Raw genomic sequence first — 18,732 nt, 5'->3', positions numbered from 1 at the left:
CTTTTTGCATTGAGAGTATGGGCAGACTTACAACCATAAAGCCACGTATCGGCACGCTACCTCCAAGGCTTGGGCCTGCGACTGGTGAGGTTGAGCGTAACCGCCATCGTGATGCCAGTCTCGAATACCGAGGATGGTACAAGACGGCGCGCTGGCAGAAGCTGCGCATGAGCGTGTTGATACGCGACAGGTTCACTTGCCAGATGGTGGGATGCGGTCGCGTCGACGGCAACACATCGAGACTGGTTGCTGACCACAAGACACCGCATCGTGGTGATGAGCGTCTGTTCTGGGATGAGAACAACCTGCAGTGCCTGTGCAAGACCTGCCACGACAAGCTGAAGCAGAAAGAGGAGCGCGCTCAGTCGCGTTGGTGACCTGATGCAGATAGCCATGATCGAAGGTGCAACACGCATCATCGGAAAGAGCCAAGGTTATCTTGGCCTGCCGTTGCGAGATGAGGTCGTTGAGTGCACGGTCAATGGTCAGGGGACGCCAGCTATGGTGACGGCTTGGTCTCCGACCCCTGACGAGTTGGCGCGGCTTAATGCAGGTGCCTCGGTGCATCTGCGAATACTCGGATCATCTCACCCGCCCGTCATGCTCGACGTCGGCGACCCGCCCACCGAGGGCTGAGATTGGGCGATCGAGCCGGGAGAGGGGGGGGGCGTCAAAAGTTCAAAAGACCCCAAACCTCTAGACCCGCGCCCCCCTCATTCGGAGATTTTTTTCGTCATGAGTGAGAATTTTGACCTGTTCGGCAACCCTTGGGTTGATAGGCCGAGCAAGCGCGGTCGACCTCAACACGAGGTGACGCAGAGAAGTCGCAATAGAGTCAGCATGTTAGTGGCTCTCGGTTGGGCAAATCCCAGAATTTGCAGCGCGCTTGGCATCACTTTGCCCACTCTGCACAAGCATTATTTTTATGAGATCCGGCAACGCGACGGTGCGCGCGACAAGCTGGAGATCAGACGGCTGGAGCTTGCCTGGGAGCTTGCCGAGAAAGGTAACGTTGGTGCGTTGCGTGAATTCGGCAAACTCCTTGAACGCAGCGACCGGATGGAGATTGAGCGAGAGCTCTCATCTGAGCCGAAGCATGAAGAGCCAAAGGTGAAGGCCGAAAAGGTCGGCAAGAAGATTGCCGATGAACGGCGCGCCATTGATGCAGACGCCGATTTGATGGCGGAACTGGAGCGGGAAGCCTCGCACAATGCACACCACTGAGGATTTACCTCGTTTCGCATGCCCTGATTGGTGGGATCGTCTTCAGTCTGGTCAAACACCCATGGCTGACGTGCCGATCAACAAGGAAAAAGCGGCCAAGGCTCTGGCGTTTTTCAATCGGCTGAAACTGCCGGATGTGACTGACAATCCTTCGCTTGCGGAAGCGTGCGGAGATTGGTTCCGGGATATCCTTTGCGCCTTCCTCGCAAGTGAGGATCCGGAAACAAAACGTCGCCTGGTTTGGGAACTGCTTTGCATGGTCCCAAAGAAAAACTCGAAGACCACGTATGTTGCGGCCTTGGGTCTCACAGCGCTTTTTATGGAGGAAGCGCCGAACCGCCAGATGCTGATCGTTGCGCCTAGCCAGAACATTTCCGAGCGCTGCTTCAGCCAAGCGCAGCTGATGATCCAGAACGATCCGAAGCTCAGTGAAGTATTCAAGGTGCAGGAGCATCTCAAGTGCATCACTCGTGTCAAAACAGGCACGAAGCTGGACGTGAAAACCTTCGATACGTCGATTGTCACCGGCGAAATCCCGGTCATGACTATCATCGACGAGCTGCACGAACTGGGCAAAGTATCCAAGGCAACCCGCGTAATGCAGCAGATCCGGGGCGGCGGCATCACCAAACAGCGTGGTCAGGTTCTCATGATCACGACACAATCGGATGAATCGCCAGCTGGTATCTGGCGAACGGAACTGGACAAGGCTCGGGCGATCCGAGACGGCAAGGGCGGCGCTTCGCCGATCATGCTGCCAATCTTGTACGAGTTTCCTCGCGAACAGCAGGTTAATCAGGATTACTGGCGAAACCAGAAGAACTGGCCGCACCTCCTGCCAAACCTTGGCCGGTCAATCGATCCGCAGGCGCTGGTCGATGACTACGAAAACAACGGCAAGGTGAACAAGGAAACAGAGCAGGTCTGGGCTAGCCAGCATCTCAACATCGAGATCGGCGTGGGGCTTGGTGGCGACGGATGGTCTGGCGCGCTTCATTGGGCCGGTTGTATCGACACCAAGTTGACCGGTCTGGAGGCGCTGTTGTCTCGCTCTGAGGTTTGTACGATCGGTATCGACTGGGGTGGGGCTGACGATTTGGCTGCACTCTATGTCATCGGTCGCGAAAAGCGAACAAAACGCTGGCTCGGCTGGGGCAGGGCATGGGCAAGACCCACCGTCTTTGAGCAGCGAAAAAGCATCGCCCCGAGGCTTCGGCAATTCGAAGAAGCGGGCGATCTAATCGTTTCCCAGTCCGGTGAAGAACAGGCTGAGTCAGCTGCTGCGATCTGTAAGCAGGTGCTTGATAGTGGATTGCTGCCGGAGGCTTCGGGCATTGGTCTTGATAGTGCGGGCATCGCACTCCTGCTCGATGCGCTTGAGGGGCTCAATATTGAGCAGCCTCTTGTCCAGGCCGTGGCGCAGGGGTGGAAATTGCAAACAGCGATCTCTTCTGTGCCGCTGAAACTCGAAGATGCTCGTTTTCTGCATGGTGACCAGCCGATGATGGCGTGGGCTGTGGGCAACGCAAAGCAGACTTTGAAGGGCAGTAATTACGTGGTGACGAAGGAAGTTTCCGGCGCAGCCAAGATCGACATGCTTATGGCCTTGTTCAACGCGGCAATGCTCATGTTTCAAAATCCTGAAGCGGCGAGTCCTATCGATATGGGCGATGTAATCTCTAACGCGGTGTTTGTCTGATGGGCCTATGGAACCGACTTTTCGGGAAAAAGCTGACTGCCCGCGACAGCGAGCTGTATGAAATGTGGGATGGAGGCGAGACCTGGGCAGGGGAGCATGTTTCGACGCAGGGCGCGTTGAACCTGTCCGCATTCTGGGCCTGCACCAGGGTGACCTCTCAGACTATCGCCAGCTTCTCGCTGGAGCTCATGGAGAAGAGGTCTGACGGAACGCGCGTCAGAGTCACTGATCATCCCTTGCAGGAGCTTTTGGACGAGAGCCCAAACGCTGACCAGACCTCGATCGAGTTTTGGGAAGGTCGGGTGCTCGGGCTCTGCACAACCGGAAACGGGTTTGCTGAAAAGGTGTATTCCGGAAAGCGGCTTGTTTCGCTTGATCGCATGCCAGCAGATACCTCTGTCGAGCGCAAACAGGACGGATCTTTGCGTTATCGCTTTAACGATAGAGGCATGCTGGTCGACCTTCCGGAAGACAAGGTCTTTCACCTCAAGGCCTTTGGTGATGGAGACGTAGGAATGTCTCCGGTGGCGCATGCCCGTCAAACGCTCGGCATAGCGATCGCGTCAGAGCGAGCAGCGGGCCAAATGTTCGGCAAGGGAATGCGTGCCAAGGGTTTCTTCACATTCCCTAACCAGCTCACCCCTGAGCAGCGCGAACAGGCCCGTAAGAATTTCGCTGATCGTTATAGTGGGCCGAATGCTCCAGGCGTCGGTATCCTTGAGGCTGGTGTCGACTTCAAGGCTGTGAACATCACGCCGCGTGATGCCGAGATGATCTTGAACCGACGTTTCAACGTCGAAGAGATCTGCCGTTGGCTTGGGGTTCCGCCAATTATCATAGGACATTCGAGCGACGGACAGACGATGTGGGGCTCCGGCGTTTCCGCGATCATGCAGAGCTGGTTAAATCTCAGCTTGCGATCGCAACTCCGCCGCATCGAAAAAGCGATATCTAAACGCATCATGACACCTGAGGAGCGGAGGCGCTTCAAAGTCAGGTTCAATTATGAAGATCTTTTGCGTGGCGACAGTCAGGCTCGCGCAGCGTTCTACACCGCCTTGTTGAATGCTGGGGTCATGACCATCAACGAGGTTCGCCGACTGGAGGGGCTAGCGCCTGTCGATGGTGGAGATGTCCCCCGCATGCAGTCGCAGAACATCCCAATCACTGAAAGTGCTGTTGGTCATAACGGCGGACCACCGATAGGAGAAAACGAATGAGCCTGCGTGCGTTGCCAGAGTTACACTGCCCGGACGGCGTAACGGGTTCGGTACATCTCACAGAAAAGGCTCTCCAGATGTATCGCCCCGTGGAGGCGCCACGGGCAGCTGCGGTTGATGGAGCCGACGTGATCACAATCCTTGATGTCATCGGTTATGATTGGTGGACTGGCGAAGGCGTTACAGCCAAACGCATCTCTGCAGCGCTGCGCCAAATTGGCGACAAACCAGTGACGGTCCTGATCAATTCTCCGGGTGGCGATTTCTTTGAAGGTGTCACCATCTACAACCTGCTTCGCGCGCATCCATCAAAAGTGACTGTGCGGATTCTTGGAATTGCTGCATCTGCCGCATCGGTAATTGCAATGGCTGGCGATGAAATACAAATCGCCAAACTTGGCTTTGTGATGATCCACAACACGCAGTGGGTTGCTGCGGGTGACCGCCATGTCATGTACGAGACCGGCGACATCATGAAAGTTTTCGACGCAACTTGCGCCGAAATGTACTCCGAAAGAACCGGGCTGGAGATTTCCGAAGTCGAGAAAATGCTCGACGCGGAGACCTGGCTTGGAGGCCAAGGTGCAGTCGACAAAGGTTTTGCAGATGAGGTTGCGGATTTCGATGTATCGACCTCGGATGTCTCCAATTCAAAACCGGCTTTGTATCGCCTGGAAGCGGCTCTCGCTTCGGGAAAGCCGCTGCCTCGCTCTGAGCGTAGGCGATTAATAAAAGAGATTTCGGAGGGTATGCCGAGCGCTGCGCCTTCGAATGTCATGCCGAGCGCTGACAATGATGCAATCGACCGCCTGCGCCTTGCGGCGGCCCGACTTAGTCTTACACGGGCCTGAGCGCCCTTCCCAAATAGGAGATCAGCAATGGCTGACGAGATCCGAGACCTGCTCAAGCAGGTAACGAACGACCTTTCGCGCGTGAATGATGAATTCAGCAAGAAAGCGGAAGAATGCCTCACTGAGGTAAAGAACAGCGGCAAGCTTTCCGAACAGACCAAGCAGGAAGTTGATAAGCTTGCGCTTTCTCAGACTGAGCTTTCCGGCAAGCTGGAAGATCTCCATGCTCGTCTGGGTGAGGTTGAGCAGAAGGGTGCTCGACGCGGTGGAGCGGGCGGAGACGAGAACAAATCTATCGGCTCACAGCTTGTTGAAAACCAGCTGACCAAAGACTTTTCTCAAGGCGTCCAAGCCGGTCGCCGCGTCAGCGTTCCCGTCAAAAACGTGACGCTGTCTCCAGATATCGCGACGGGCGTTGTCGAGCCTATGCGGCTTCCTGGCATCGACACGATGCCCAAGCAGCGCCTCTTTATCCGTGATCTTATCGCTCCTGGTCGTACTACGTCCCCGGCCATCTTCTGGGTACAGCAGACAGGCTTCACCAATGCGGCACGGGTGATTGCCACGGAAGGCACGGCAAAGCCTTACTCGGATATCGAGTTCGATACAAAGATCACCCCTGTCGCTACCGTCGCGCACATGTTCAAGGCCTCCAAGCAGATCATGGACGACTTCGCGCAGCTTCAGTCCACAGTCGATGCGGAAATGCGTTACGGCTTGAAATATGCAGAAGAGCAGGAAATTCTGTTCGGATCCGGCGCTAGCGGACACCTTGAAGGTATCGTGCCGCAAGCCTCGGAGTTTGCCCCTGCCTTTGCTCCAGACGCCCGTACTCCGATTGATGATCTTCGTCTCGCGATATTGCAGGCCCAGCTGGCGCGCCTGCCAATCGATGGCTTTGTTATCCATTTCGTTGATTGGGCAAAAATCGAACTCACCAAAGACGCTGGCGGCAATTACATCTTGGCCAATCCGCTGCGCATTGCCGGTCCAACATTGTGGGGTCGTCCGGTTGTTGAAACCGAGATTCCGGCATTCGAAGGTGAGTTTCTGGCGGGCGCGTTCAAGACTGGGGCCCAGATCTTCGACCGCGAAGATGCCAATGTCGTTATCTCGACAGAGAATGCCGATGACTTCGAAAAGAACCTCATCTCAATCCGTTGCGAAGAGCGATTGGCGCTCGCGGTGAAACGGCCAGAGGCTTTTGTTACCGGTCCTTTCGGTAAGGCGGTCGCACCGTAACTTGTTGCTCGCCGGTTGATCAAGGCGGGCAGAGAAGTCTGCCCGCTCTATGAACCGATGGAGAAAATCATGAAACTCACTGCATTGAAAACATTCAGGCATGGCGCTGACCTCTACCGTCGTGGAACCGTCATTGAGATGAGTGAGGCGAAGTTCAAGCCGCTTATCGAGCGGAAGCTTGTTGGCAAGCCTCCTGAAGATGAGAACAAAGCAGGCAAGGCAAAAGGCAAGGGATAGCAACATGCATCGTCCAGTCCTCGTTACCGCCCCTTCTGCGCTCCCGGTCACGCTCAATGAAATGAAGATCGCGCTTCGTATCGCTGAGCGTGATGGCGACAATAATATTCTGGAGCATGAAGACGATGGCCTGATCACTGACGAGATCCGATCGGCGGTCGAGCACTACGAGGGCTGGACAGGTATTCTTGGAATTGTCCTTTCGGAGCAAACTTGGCGTCAGTCATTTGACGGATTCGCTGGATGTCTCGATCTCCCGTTAGGGCCTGTATCGAGTATCTCTGCGGCGCGATACCGAAATGCTGCTGGGCAGGTAGCAACGATTGCAGCGAATGAATATGCGTTAGATGTCAGCTCGTCCGGTGAGGCGTCAATCCGCTTTCGGAATGCATACGAACGTCCTAGCGATCTCTACGAGCGAGCGTCTTTGCAAGTTGACTATTTGGCCGGATGGCCTGTCGTTAACGACAAAAGCACCGTGCCTGCTGACATCAAAACCGCAATAAAGATCCGTGTGCAGCTTTCTTATGATGAGAGCGCACGCGCTGGGGCTGATATTCTCTCACGGGTCGAGGAAGCTCTGATCGGCAAATATCGCAGGCTTTCCCTATGACGACAGCCCAAGATCTCGATCGATCAATTACGTTTGAGCGGTCTCAGGATGTTGCTAACCAGTTCAATGAACTTATCCCCACATGGTTGCCTGTGCTGAAGGTGCGGGCAAAGCGTCGTGACGCCAGCGATGGCGAGAAGGATGCGGCAGGGCAGATTGGCGCAACGCTGATGACGCGGTTTGTTGTGCGTTCAAGCTCTAACACCCGTGCAGTTCTACCGACAGACCGGATATCGCATGACGGCCTGATCTGGAACATCAAGGGCATCAAACAGGCGGATGAGGGGCGTAACAGGTTCCTCGAGATCACGGCCATCGCGAGCGTAAACCATGGCGAAACAGACGGTCAGGATTGACGGACTGAAAGAACTGGAAACGGCGCTGTCGTCGCTTCCTCGCGCGACTGGCAAAAAGGTGGCGCGTGACGTTCTGAAGGATGCTGCGGAGCCCATGGCAAGATCTGCGCGCCAGCTGGCTCCGAAAGATGAATATCACCTGTATGAGAGTATCGACGTTTCGACGCGGCTGAATTCGCGACAGAGATCGCTGCACCGGCAGGAAAACAGCCAAAGTTTTCAGGAAATGTTTGTCGGGACGAATAACCCTGCCGGTGTTCAGCAGGAGTTCGGCAATGAACGCCATCCGGCGCAGCCTTTCATGCGGCCTGCCTGGGATAGTGAAAAGATGCCGACGCTTTATCGCATCGCCAATTCACTCTGGTTTCATATCGAAAAAGCAGCGCGCCGTTTGGCTCGCAAGAGGTAGGGCAAGCCATGGAAGAGTTGTTGACCGGCCTGCTGGCTTCGGTCGCTGGTGGCCAGCGCTACTGGCTGCGCGCCCCGCAAAAAGTGAAGCGGCCCTATGTGTTGCTGCAGCTCGTCGGCGATGATGCGAATTACCATATGCGCGGCGCATCCGGATTTTCATCCAGCCGCGTGCAGATCGATGTTTATGCCGACACAAAAGCGGAAGAAACGGTGATTTCCAGATCGATCAAAGGGCTGCTGTCTGGATATAGCGCCGGTCAGATCCAAGGCATCTTCATCGAAAGCGAACGTAATCTACCTGCTGCGGATGCGGGTGAGGTGAACAATGTTTTCCGCAATTCAATCGATATCACCATCCACCACGGAGAGTTACCATGACCGACGCCCGCATTGGCTACGGCACGATCTACGAAATCTGGGACGCTACACTTACGACACCTGCGTTTGTCGAGGTGGCCGAAGTCATCAACGTGACGCCTGGCGAAGCGACGGCTGATCGCATCGACGCGACGCATATGCAGAGCCCGAACCGCCGCAGGGAATATATCTCTGGCCTTATCGACAACGGCGAAGCGTCGTTCGAAATCAACTGGGTGCCTGGAAGTGATACGGATGTGCTGTTGCGCGAGCAGTTCGAGTCGGGCGAAACGCAGCAGCATCGCATTACCTTTCCCGGCGCAACGCCCCGCGTAACCGTCACTTACGAGGCGAGTATCATCGGCTTCTCCAAGGCTATCCCAATTGATGACCGGATGACTGCGACCATTACGGTTGCTGTCTCTGGTGCTGAGACGTGGGGGACTGCCGCGTAATGGCAAACGATATCAAAGGTGAGGTCGGCTTTACCGCGCTCGGTAAAGACTGGACCATGAAACTCGGCAATGGCGCGGTGCGTCATATCGAGAACGAAACGGGCAAAACATTCCCGCAGATTGGCCGTGAACTTTCTGGTGATGATACGGCGTCAATCAGCCTTCTGACCGAGGTTTTTCGTGCTTCTCTTATCCGTCACCACCCTGATGTCACGATCGAGGATTGCGACGATATCCTCGACGAGATCGGCCACGAAAAAGCTGGAGAGCTCATTGCAGAGGCATTTCAGCTCATGCAGCCGAAAGCGCAGAAGGGCGGTGCAAGCCACCCCAGGAAAGCGACGACTGGATCGACTGGCCGTCGCTGATCTCGGCTTGGATTGAGGCGGGTCAGCCTTACGAACTGTTCTGGGAGCTGACTTTGTACGAGGTCAGCCTCATCATCGAAGGTGCCACAAATGCGCGGAAACGTGAGCGTGACAACCTTCTGTTTCAGGCTTGGCATACTGCCTACCTATCAGCCTATGCCCCCGAGAAGTCGAGCAAGTTTCCTCGGCTTGAGAAGCTGATCGGGGAGCCGGCTATGCCGACCGGGCGTCGTATGTCTGCGGAGCAGATCGAGGCGGTTACCCGGTCTTGGCTTGGATCTCGTCATCGTAAAACACAGGCAGGGCAATGACAAACGCTGTTATCGGCGCGCTTCGCGTTAATCTCGGACTGAATACTGCTGAGTTTGAGAGTGATACGAAGCGGTCGCTCGCGTCGGCCAACAAGTTTGGCGCTGCGCTCAAGACAGCGTTTGTTGCTGCTGCTGCGGCGGCTGCCGGTGCTCTGACCGGTCTTGCTGTCAGTTTGCGCAGCACGCTCGGAGCGGTTGATGAGATCGCCAAACGCGCGCAGATTTCCAACACCTCTTTCGAAAGCTTTCAGCGGCTTGAATATGCGGCGCGTTCTGTTGGTATCGAGGGCGATAAGCTTGCTGATATCTTCAAAGATGTGAATGACCGCATCGGCGACTTCAATCAGACCGGTGGTGGTCCGATGAAGGATTTTTTTGAAAATATCGCGCCAAAGATCGGTCTCACTGCCGAAGCATTCAAGAACCTCTCGGGCCCGCAGGCGCTGCAGCTTTATTATGACAGCTTGAAAAAGGCTGGCGCAAATCAACAGCAGATGACGTTTTATCTAGAGGCGATGGCCTCGGATGCGACTGCGCTCATTCCTCTGCTTGAGAAGGGCGGCGAAGGATTCCGAAATCTTGGCGAGAATGCGTCGGTCATTTCGGAAGAGGCGGGCAACAAGCTTCGTGGCTTCAACCAGTCAATGCGCGATCTCGGGCAGGCGATCAGTGATGTGGCGTTGGCAGGCGTCGCTGCACTTGCTCCGGCGCTGGAGGTTCTCGGTGCGGGTATCGACGCTTTTGCGGCGGCGCTTCGTTCGCTCATCCAGTATCTGCCGACTATTGCCGAATATGCTGCGGTTGCTGGCGGCGCGCTGCTGGTCATGTTTTCTCCGGCGATCCTGTCGGCCGTGGGTGCACTTGTTGTTGCAATCGGATCCGGGCTTGTTGGTGCGGTGACCATGTTGACGGCTGCCATTCTGGCAAACCCGCTTGGCGCGCTCGTCGTCGGTATTACTGCCGCTGTCGTGGCGATTTATCACTTCCGTGATGAAATCCAGAAGGTAATCGGCGTCGATGTTGTTCAGATTGCCAAGGATGGCGGCAATCTCGTCATAGGATCCTTTGTTGCGGCCTTCGAGGATATCACGTTCGTCTGGCAGAACTTTCCGAACATTATTGGCGCCGCGGTGATTGGTGCGGCCAATCTGGTTATCAATGTTGTAAACCAGATGGTGACCAACGCAAAAGCGACGGTGAATGATCTCATTTCAGCGGTCAACAATATCCCCGGTGTCAGTATCGGAGCGTTGGACGCCAATGCAAAGACGGTTGGTGAAATCACCAATCCGTTTTCCGATGCGTTGTCTGGCGCCGTTGATCAGCGCAATGCTGCTGTCAGCGCTGCGCTGAACCATGATTATATTGGCCAGCTTGGCAAGGCGTTCGAGGGCGCAACGCCAGCTGCGGTGAATTTTGGCAATGCAATCGGCGGCGTCAATAAAGAGCTTGCAGCAGGTTCTGGTGATGGTGGTGGCAAAAAGGGCGGCAAGACAGAGGCTGAGAAGTATTCTGACATCATCGACAAAGCCAATCGGCGCATATCGACGCTGAAGGCAGAACAGCAGGCGATCGGTCTTACCGAGCAGGCAGCCGCCGCCCTTCGTTATGAGACGGATCTTCTCAACCAAGCGCAGCAACGCGGCATTACGCTTTCCGCTGCCCAAAAGACAGAGATATCCGGTCTCGCTCAAGCTATGGCGTCGATCGAGATCGCAACTGAGAAAATGCGCTCGGCGTTCGATTTCGCAAAGGATTCCACAAACGGCTTCCTTTCGGATTTTCGCCAAGGCCTTGCCAGTGGCGAAGGTGTCTGGAAGTCGTTCGGAAATGCTGCGCTCAACGTGTTGAACAAGATCATCGACAAGGTGCAGACGCAGCTGGTGGATGCACTGTTCTCGGCTAACAGCATCCTTGGTGGTGGCGCATCTGGCGGCGGGTTTCTCAGCAGCATCTTCGGCGGTATCGGAAAGCTGTTCGGATTTGCGCGCGGCGGAACGATCATGCCTGGTGGCGCTGGTGGCATCGACAGCCAGCTCGTGATGTTCCGGAAATCTCCTAACGAGCGGGTCGATATCACCAAGCCGGGGCAGACGCTGTCTGCGGGCGCTGGTGGCGCAGCACGCATCATAGTTGGTGTAGATCCGAAGAATGGCAGCATCAAGCCGTATGTGGACACCAGCATCCAGCAGGCCGCACCCGGCATCCAGTCATCGGCTGTTGGGCAGGCCAACAGAATGGCTCCGGCTGCGCTTGCGCAATACAACGCCACGAAGGCAGGAGGCGATTATCGTAATGGCTGATATTCTGGTCTGGCCGAAAGATCTTCTTACGCCTTTGATGTGTGATCCACGCGTTGTGCCGTTCTCAAGATCCGGCGGGCGTTCGCTCGGCGGGTTTGATCCTGCCGTCCGGACGGATCGTGGTTTCTGGTCGATCGAACTTTCCGATGTTCCAGTGTCTTCCGTTGCGCAGCGTCGTACCTGGTTGGCGATCCGTGCTGCGCTGGGCGGACGATCGGGTTTGATTGCCGTTCCTGCCTGGTCGCAGGACGTCGCGCCGTATGCTTCAGGGATGTTTGAGGAACCAGTGTTTGTGCCTCATGACGATGACACAGCCTTCTCTGATGGAACTCTATATCAACAGAGTTCGATATCGATTCAGACTGTAGGTGAAACAAATATTGGCGCGACCGTCATCAAACTTCGCGTCTTGCAAGCCGAGGCCGACTTGGTCGGTGTGCGGTTTTCGTTTGAGCACGCGCTATACGAGACTGGTCCTGTTGTCGAGGTTGATGGTGACATCTGGACGGTATCGCTTTCGACGACCGTCAGGGCCACAATACCCGATGGCGCTGATCTAGATTTCGATAACCCGACATGCCTATGCCATCTCGCATCTGATGATCAGATGGGGGCGTTGGTTGATCCGGTACCTTTTGAGCGCCGTTCAGTCTCTTTTATTGAGGCGAATGATTACTGGAACCAGCTGGCTTTGGGATTGATCTGATGGCGCTCAAATCGCTGCGGGTTTTATGTCAGGTGGATTTGCCATCTGGCCCGATACGCATGTGGGATGGTTCGGGCGGAGCTTTTCTGGATGCTGACGGTAATATCTGGCGCGCTTGTGTGCTGACTGAAGATGCGCTCGATACGATTGAGATGGCAATCAATGCGGAGGCGTTCACGCTGTCCTTGGTGATTTCAGGCATTGACGAGAAAACATCGAACAGTATCTGGACTGATTATCAGGAGGGCAACATCAAGGGCTCTCGCATGCGCATCATGATGCAGAAATGTGATGAGTTTGATCAGCCTTTCGGTGCGCCGCAGGTGAAATTCACAGGAAGGCTCGACAACCTGGTCTTTGCAGATGCGGCAACCAGTGAGGGGATCCGCTCCAGCATCACAGTTGAGATAACCAACCGCTTCACGATGCGGACGCTGACAAGTGGCGCCGTACTTTCGGATACCGACCAGAAGGCGCGTTCTGCGGCATTAAACCCCGGAGCGCCATCTGACAGGTTCTGTGAGCGAGTGCCACTGATGCGCGATAAAACCGTCCGCTGGCCTAACTGGTAGATCATGGAAAACACGCTGGCTGATTTCTTCCGCGCCTATGAGCGAAAGCCATGGCAGCCGGGGCAGGTAGATTGCTGCTTGTTTGTGGCCTCCTGGTTAATCTGGTTGGGGCACCCAGACCCTGCTCAGGATTGGCGCGGCTCTTACGATAGCGATGAGGGCTTCAGGGCGATTATCGGCAAGGCTGGTGGCCTGGTACCGTTGTTCGAACAGTGTGCGGTGAAAATACGAGCAAAACGCGTTCAGTGCCCTTCTGTGGGCGATGTCGGCGTGATTGGCAGTCAGGCTAACATTGATCGGCAGTTCGGCGCGATCTTCGACGGCGAACGCTGGCGAGTTCGGTTCATCAACAGCATTAGCCCTATGATGGCTACGCCTTTGGCGATTTGGAGTATCTAATTTGCCTGGTGTTCTTGAGACTGTGGCGCTGATCGTATCATCGATCGCGACAACAACACTTGCTGCCAATGCGCTTTATCTGGGCACGCTTGCGCTTGGGTATGCTGGTCTAGCGCTGGGCGCATCATTGCTTCAAGGGTTGCTGGTCAGTAAGCCATCTGTGCCTAAACCTGAGGACGGCAGCTACAACCTAAAGCAAAATGTCCCACCTCTGACTTATGTTCTGGGTCGTGTCAAAAAAGGCGGCGACTATGTATTCCTGGAAGAGGGAAACGGCACTGCTTATCATGTGACTGTGATGGCCGCACATCCTGTTTCAGGTTACTTGCAGCACTATTTACACGACGAAAAGGTGGCAATCACGCCTTTCGGTGCTGATACCGGCGGATGGGTGACGAGCCCTGATCACTTTGTAATCGACGGCTATCAAAAAGTGCTCATAAGGTGGCGGGTAGGGCAATCTTCCGGCATCCCGTATGGTGATGTGGTTGCGGCGTTCCCATCCATTTGGGATGCAAATCACCGAGGTGATGGTCTTTCGACTGTGTTGATGGCTTGCGCTACGGTTGAGTCCAAGAATTATCTCTCTGTGTACCCAAACCAGATGCCGCAACACAGCGCCGTCGTTGCTGGACATTCGGGGATCTATGATCCTCGATCTGGAACCAATGTGTACAGTGAGAACATCGCTTTGCACCGTCTATGGCATCTGACGAGCCCTGTTGGCGGCAGGATGACTATTGAGGACATGCATCTTCCTGATTGGATTGCCGCGGCCGACGTGTGCGATGAGCTTGTTCTCAATCGTGCAGGCGTTAGTGAGCCTCGATATCACGGTGGGTTCTGGTTCCGGGCCAACAATGAACCGACAGAAGTCGGACGCGTCATGGATCAAGCTGCTGAGCTTGTGGTGTTTGAGCGACCAGATGGAAAAATCGGGGTGCATGCAGGTCGTTTTGTCGAGCCAGATGTCAGGCTTACACGCAACGATATCATCAGCGCGCAGCTGGATGGCAATACGCGTGATTCATCCACTGTCTTGGCGGTCAGGGGAAGATTCGTAGATACTACTGCTGATTACGTGACTGCGGATGCGGCAATCTATGGCAACCCATACCAGGCAGATGATGATAGCGAACGTACCAAGACGCTGGATAACGCAGCTCTTCAGCGGCACAACCATGTGCAGCGCCTGCAGAAGATCGCTTACATCCGCGCGAATGCAAAGAAGGTTGCGATACTTGCTCACTACGAGGCGGCGGAGAATGTGCCTTACCGTCGATTTGTGAGAGTTCACCTTCCTCCGAAAATGGAAGAAGTAATCGTAGAAATAACTGCAACACCGAGGGTATCTCTCCGAAGTCTCACCGTCGAGTTTTCAGGCATAATTGTGCCGTCGTCCCTGTATGGGTTTGTCGCTTCCGTTGAGGAAGGTGCGCCTCCATCTCAGCCTGACAAGGTTGATCCGTCTGGCGTCCCTACACCTACCGGGTTCACGGTTTTACTTAAAACGGAAGTTGTCTCTGGTGGAGCGACAGCAGCGTATGCCTTGGCTTCGTGGTCTCCTGTTTCTGAGGTTCTGACCCATGAATTGGAGTTGGAGCGAACGGATGTTCCAGAGCCTATTCGGAGCACCACTTCAACCGCTGGCCAGTCTGAGGTCAGGTCTCAATATCTCGTGGATGGTGGCAGATACCGGTTCAGGCTTCGTGCTTGGGGTGGTGGAACGCCGTCGCAATGGACCGGCTATATTCTGGTAACGGCGACCGCAGATCCAGTAGCGCCAGATGTGGTTTCTGCGGTGTCCGCTACAGGCGGCACTGGGCAAATTACATTTACATGGAATGCGCCGAACTCTGGGAATTACTTCGCCAGCCGCCTGTATCTGAACACGTCAAATTCTTTTACAGGCGCTACGCTGGTGGGGACTGAATACGGCTCACCGTCCGCCTCTGATAGCCGCGTTATCGCCGGGCTAACAGCCGGTGTAAGGTACGGTTTCGTCGTGGCGATCAACGCCTCTGGTGTGCCAGCCGTACCGGTCGCTACCGGCGCAGCGACAGTCATCTAAATCAGACATGTCAATAAAATCATAGCTTCCACATTACCTCGTGGGGGCGTCTTCCTTATGGAGTTCAGCATGGCACCGAGTGCAAGAGAAGTCTGGCGTGATTATGAAGTTGATGGAGTCCCTTCGTCGGGCCTGCACAACGTGCTGAAATCAGACGCTCGGACTTGGGGTACTGACCTCGAGGGGCGTGTCATCGATGCAGAGACCGCAATGCAGGCTGCTGAAGAAGCCACTGCAGCTGCAGAGGCAGCATCCGCGGCAGCTGAACTGGCAACCCAAAAAGCAGACCAGGCGGCGGAGATAGTAGATACCCTAGTTTTCGCTGTGGTAGCCACGAGATCGGAACTCAAGGCAGTCGACACTACCCAATTTAATACAGCATATCTCCAGGAGGCCGGTCGTGAAGGATGGTTTGACTTCCGAAACGGGAACTACGCGGCCAGAGTTGCGGCGGACTCACAAGAGGGCGTTGTAATCAAGGCCAATGCAATAGCCGCAATTTCAGGTGCTTGGGTTAGGAGTAAATTCTTCGATTACGATACTCGGCAATTTGGAGGTGCTGGTACGGCCGGTATTCAGGCCATCGAAACCATTGGTGGGGGCGTCTATCGCGTTGGTGGGGGGGTAGCTGGTCCAATACTGCCAGCCACCTTCCTTGGTACCGTTGTCGATTACGACGGGCCACTTGTCGATATAAACTTCTTTGCCGAAAGCGGTCCGGAAATCCGCAAGGCTAAGCGTGCATGGAAAATGCAGCACGGTGGCCCGCATGCTGGAGAAACTCTGTCCGGTTTCCATATCCAGTCAACGATCACAGGAAGCGGACGCAACGGACCGAACAATGCCAGCATTGGCCAGTCTATCTCATCTGTGAAGAAAAATGCACCTTCTGGCGCGGCCTTCGGTGAGGTTGACGGTCTTTATATCGTAATCAGGCAGGGTGGACCTACGCCAACCAGTTTTAACAACTCGTCGGACCATTCCGGCATTTTGATTGATAGCTCCAGCTATGAAAACTGCGGGCATGGATTTGCCATTGAAACTGCCCTTCGTAATCTCGATAGCGCTGGAAATGTCCTATATCAAGTTCAGACGCAGATGGGCGGCATCCAGACGAACTGGGCAGCCTTCAACCCTGATGGGTCGTTAAACGGTACGCCATTGGGGACCAGATTTTCATTTGGTTTTAACTCACAGATGCTCACCGGCATGGGGGATGTGGCCTACCTTGTAGAGGGCGTAGCTCAGTGGGATAGGGCGTTTTCTGTCGGCTCGGTGAAGGCCTCGGCATCGATGTACATCGGCGGCGATGGCACGATCGCCATGGGGACCAGTGCTAATCGCTTCTTCTTGCGGAACCAATCTGGCACACTTGCCATGCGAAACGCGGCGGACACTGCCGACATTTTCCGCGTTGACCAAACAAGCAAGCTTTATCTGGGGAGTTCCCAGGTGATTACGACCAGGCGTACAGGATGGGCAGCTTCCGCTGGCACACCCTCTCGCGCCACATTCAATGCGGACACCGCTGTGACGTTCGCTACTGCGTCTGCATCGTATAACCAGACCGAAATTCAAAACTTGCGCAATGTCTTGGTTCTGGCGCTTCAGAACATCCATGCAATTCGCGCGGACTTGACAACCCACGGACTAATTGGAGCTTAGCATGGTTGAAGAAACACAAGAGAAGTCTGTTTATCGGCTTATCAAAACTGATGAAGACACCTACCGGATCGAGCGCCTGTTTAACGATGAGTATGAGCCGATCGTTGCAGTGACAGAACCTGCAGGTTCTACTTACTGGTGGCGACCAACCCCAACTGGGCGCGTTAACGGTAAGGTTTTCATGTCGGGCCCTTTGGAGGATTGCCGATCGCATGTCGATCTCCTGAGGCAATATGACAGTGACGTAGGAGAGCCGCCAGAAGGCCCTAGCGAAGAAAATATCATTTATCTTTGATTGGAGACCCGTAATGAAAATGGTGAATGGCAAAATTGTACCTGAGTACCATCCGCAGATGATCGTGAATACACGCGCGTTTCTTGACCGCGTGCAGACGCAAGGGGTATCGGAGGCGAAGGAACTAGCGAGGTGCGCTGAACTCCTTGAGGCCGTCATTGAAGGCAATTATCACGTCGTAGGCATACCAAATGGGGAGCCACTTCAAGCCTCAAGACCAGAAGGTAGCGGTGACAGCGCACGCGATAAAACCACCAACAAATGAAAGCGACCCGATTAACTTGATGTGTTCTGGTAGTCGATCAGCTTTCGCCTTGAGTTTTTCGTAAGCAAACAAATCCAGTTCTCCGACAGCCACCCCCACGGCGACGGACAGAACAACGGCCGCGACGAAAGCGTGGGCTGGGTTCTGGAAATCAGAGACGTGCAGCACAGTTCGGATGACTGGGACGTGAACCAAATACAGAGCGTATGTGTATCCCCCCAGTCTGTCCCCGATCTTGTCGATTATTTCTTTACCGGGGTAGGGTGACAGGATGGGGTGACGAGCAAGGCTGAGTACAAACAAGCCAGATGCTACCCCTATGGCAAACCTTCCTGTGAAAATACCGTTGCTCACACCAAGCAAGAACAATCCCACTGCAATGATTGCCGAAAGAATAGGGTGCGGCACATCGAACCGCTTTAGCAAAGGCAATAACATCCCCGCCGCAAAGGCAACATTGAGCGCCGTAAACGGCAGGTGCGATGGCTTAAAGAAGTTCGTTGTCGGATCCTCTGGCCAACGGAAGCTCATTATGAAGATAAGAACAAGCCAGCCAACCAAAAACGACGCCGCATGCTCCTGCCTCTTGAAGAGGATCAGGAAGAAAACAAACACGTAGAACGCGATTTCGAAAACCAGCGTCCATTCGACTCCAAGCGGATAGAGAATACCTGTGCCTAACGGCATAAGCATAAGCGCTCGGATGTCGATTGGTGGCGTCAAGCCTGAGAACGTTCCGACAAGCAAAAAGACCGCGATGACAAAAAAGTATGTGGGATATATTCGTATAATGCGGTGTAACAGGAAAGAGCCAGCAGAAACCTTGTTCATCATCCTGGCCATGAGATAGCCGGACAGAGCAAAAAAAAGAGATACGCCAACAGCACCAAACCAGCTTGGCACTATTTCCAAACCCCACGAACTTCCATTCATGCGGCTTAAGTAGATGCTGGCATGGTAGACGACCACCATCAGGGCGGCAACGCCTCTTAGCCACTGCAAGCTTATTGTTTTTGTGTGTTTAGTGTCGCGCTGGACCGCCAGCTTTTCATCAGTAGCCTGCAGCATAGTTTCCCGTCCTAAGTCTTTCGAATACCTTTGCACCAACTTCA

At 54.7% G+C, this 18,732-nt stretch carries 23 protein-coding genes; 22 read left to right on the top strand and 1 reads right to left on the bottom strand.

Annotated features, from left to right (window positions below):
* Window positions 1-17 precede the first annotated feature (17 nt).
* From HGO37_RS07960 to HGO37_RS07855, 22 genes are all read left to right on the top strand, one after another.
* On the top strand, window positions 18-377 hold the full coding sequence (locus HGO37_RS07960; protein ID WP_250982864.1) for an HNH endonuclease: 360 nt from the start codon (window positions 18-20) through the stop codon (window positions 375-377).
* Between the two features lie 4 nt (window positions 378-381).
* A complete protein-coding gene (locus HGO37_RS07955; RefSeq protein WP_250982863.1) occupies window positions 382-636 on the top strand; it encodes a hypothetical protein in 255 nt (84 codons plus the stop codon).
* Between the two features lie 204 nt (window positions 637-840).
* Window positions 841-1,224, top strand: coding sequence for a hypothetical protein (locus tag HGO37_RS07950; protein WP_250982862.1), 384 nt, complete (start codon window positions 841-843; stop codon window positions 1,222-1,224).
* Between the two features lie 61 nt (window positions 1,225-1,285).
* Window positions 1,286-2,923 (top strand): terminase large subunit domain-containing protein, encoded by a 1,638-nt coding sequence (locus tag HGO37_RS07945; RefSeq protein ID WP_250982861.1) that lies wholly within the window; start codon window positions 1,286-1,288, stop codon window positions 2,921-2,923.
* Complete coding sequence (locus HGO37_RS07940) at window positions 2,923-4,143, top strand: phage portal protein (RefSeq protein WP_250982860.1); 1,221 nt, start codon at window positions 2,923-2,925, stop codon at window positions 4,141-4,143. Before HGO37_RS07945 ends, HGO37_RS07940 begins: the two co-directional genes overlap by 1 nt.
* Window positions 4,140-4,994, top strand: coding sequence for a head maturation protease, ClpP-related (locus tag HGO37_RS07935; protein ID WP_250982859.1), 855 nt, complete (start codon window positions 4,140-4,142; stop codon window positions 4,992-4,994). The genes HGO37_RS07940 and HGO37_RS07935 overlap by 4 nt, the downstream gene beginning before the upstream one ends.
* Window positions 4,995-5,021: 27 nt before the next feature.
* A complete protein-coding gene (locus HGO37_RS07930; RefSeq protein WP_250982858.1) occupies window positions 5,022-6,236 on the top strand; it encodes a phage major capsid protein in 1,215 nt (404 codons plus the stop codon).
* A 69-nt stretch (window positions 6,237-6,305) separates the two neighbouring features.
* A complete protein-coding gene (locus HGO37_RS07925; RefSeq protein ID WP_250982857.1) occupies window positions 6,306-6,473 on the top strand; it encodes a hypothetical protein in 168 nt (55 codons plus the stop codon).
* 4 nt (window positions 6,474-6,477) lie between these two features.
* Window positions 6,478-7,086, top strand: a complete 609-nt coding sequence (locus HGO37_RS07920) for a head-tail connector protein (protein ID WP_250982856.1) — start codon at window positions 6,478-6,480, stop codon at window positions 7,084-7,086.
* Window positions 7,083-7,442, top strand: coding sequence for a phage head closure protein (locus HGO37_RS07915; protein WP_250982855.1), 360 nt, complete (start codon window positions 7,083-7,085; stop codon window positions 7,440-7,442). The genes HGO37_RS07920 and HGO37_RS07915 overlap by 4 nt, the downstream gene beginning before the upstream one ends.
* Window positions 7,417-7,851 carry an HK97-gp10 family putative phage morphogenesis protein gene (locus HGO37_RS07910; RefSeq protein ID WP_250982854.1) on the top strand — a complete coding sequence of 145 codons (435 nt, stop codon included), beginning with the start codon at window positions 7,417-7,419 and terminating at the stop codon, window positions 7,849-7,851. Before HGO37_RS07915 ends, HGO37_RS07910 begins: the two co-directional genes overlap by 26 nt.
* Window positions 7,852-7,871: 20 nt before the next feature.
* Complete coding sequence (gene gp17, locus HGO37_RS07905) at window positions 7,872-8,231, top strand: tail completion protein gp17 (protein WP_250982853.1); 360 nt, start codon at window positions 7,872-7,874, stop codon at window positions 8,229-8,231.
* A complete protein-coding gene (locus tag HGO37_RS07900) occupies window positions 8,228-8,665 on the top strand; it encodes a phage tail tube protein (RefSeq protein ID WP_250982852.1) in 438 nt (145 codons plus the stop codon). The genes gp17 and HGO37_RS07900 overlap by 4 nt, the downstream gene beginning before the upstream one ends.
* Window positions 8,665-9,033 carry a hypothetical protein gene (locus HGO37_RS07895; RefSeq protein WP_250982851.1) on the top strand — a complete coding sequence of 123 codons (369 nt, stop codon included), beginning with the start codon at window positions 8,665-8,667 and terminating at the stop codon, window positions 9,031-9,033. Before HGO37_RS07900 ends, HGO37_RS07895 begins: the two co-directional genes overlap by 1 nt.
* A gap of 53 nt (window positions 9,034-9,086) precedes the next feature.
* Window positions 9,087-9,344, top strand: a complete 258-nt coding sequence (locus HGO37_RS07890; protein ID WP_250982850.1) for a hypothetical protein — start codon at window positions 9,087-9,089, stop codon at window positions 9,342-9,344.
* Window positions 9,341-11,647 carry a phage tail tape measure protein gene (locus tag HGO37_RS07885; RefSeq protein WP_250982849.1) on the top strand — a complete coding sequence of 769 codons (2,307 nt, stop codon included), beginning with the start codon at window positions 9,341-9,343 and terminating at the stop codon, window positions 11,645-11,647. Before HGO37_RS07890 ends, HGO37_RS07885 begins: the two co-directional genes overlap by 4 nt.
* Window positions 11,640-12,353 (top strand): hypothetical protein, encoded by a 714-nt coding sequence (locus HGO37_RS07880; protein WP_250982848.1) that lies wholly within the window; start codon window positions 11,640-11,642, stop codon window positions 12,351-12,353. The genes HGO37_RS07885 and HGO37_RS07880 overlap by 8 nt, the downstream gene beginning before the upstream one ends.
* On the top strand, window positions 12,353-12,925 hold the full coding sequence (locus tag HGO37_RS07875) for a hypothetical protein (protein ID WP_250982847.1): 573 nt from the start codon (window positions 12,353-12,355) through the stop codon (window positions 12,923-12,925). The genes HGO37_RS07880 and HGO37_RS07875 overlap by 1 nt, the downstream gene beginning before the upstream one ends.
* Before the next feature lie 3 nt (window positions 12,926-12,928).
* Window positions 12,929-13,324, top strand: coding sequence for a DUF6950 family protein (locus tag HGO37_RS07870; RefSeq protein ID WP_250982846.1), 396 nt, complete (start codon window positions 12,929-12,931; stop codon window positions 13,322-13,324).
* Between the two features lies 1 nt (window position 13,325).
* A complete protein-coding gene (locus tag HGO37_RS07865; protein ID WP_250982845.1) occupies window positions 13,326-15,395 on the top strand; it encodes a phage tail protein in 2,070 nt (689 codons plus the stop codon).
* Window positions 15,396-15,464: 69 nt separating this feature from the next.
* On the top strand, window positions 15,465-17,060 hold the full coding sequence (locus HGO37_RS07860) for a hypothetical protein (RefSeq protein ID WP_250982844.1): 1,596 nt from the start codon (window positions 15,465-15,467) through the stop codon (window positions 17,058-17,060).
* Between the two features lies 1 nt (window position 17,061).
* Entirely contained in the window at window positions 17,062-17,355 is a 294-nt protein-coding gene (locus tag HGO37_RS07855) for a hypothetical protein (RefSeq protein WP_250982843.1), read from the top strand.
* 211 nt (window positions 17,356-17,566) lie between these two features.
* Here the strand turns inward: HGO37_RS07855 and HGO37_RS07850 are convergent, their stop codons facing one another.
* Entirely contained in the window at window positions 17,567-18,688 is a 1,122-nt protein-coding gene (locus tag HGO37_RS07850) for an acyltransferase family protein (protein WP_250982842.1), read from the bottom strand.
* Window positions 18,689-18,732: the final 44 nt, after the last annotated feature.

It is taken from the genome of Rhizobium sp. CG4 (genome assembly GCF_023701965.1).
In the GTDB taxonomy this organism is placed as follows: domain Bacteria; phylum Pseudomonadota; class Alphaproteobacteria; order Rhizobiales; family Rhizobiaceae; genus Agrobacterium.
Note: the sequence above shows the minus strand (reverse complement) of the source record. Positions and strands in the feature narration are given on the sequence as shown.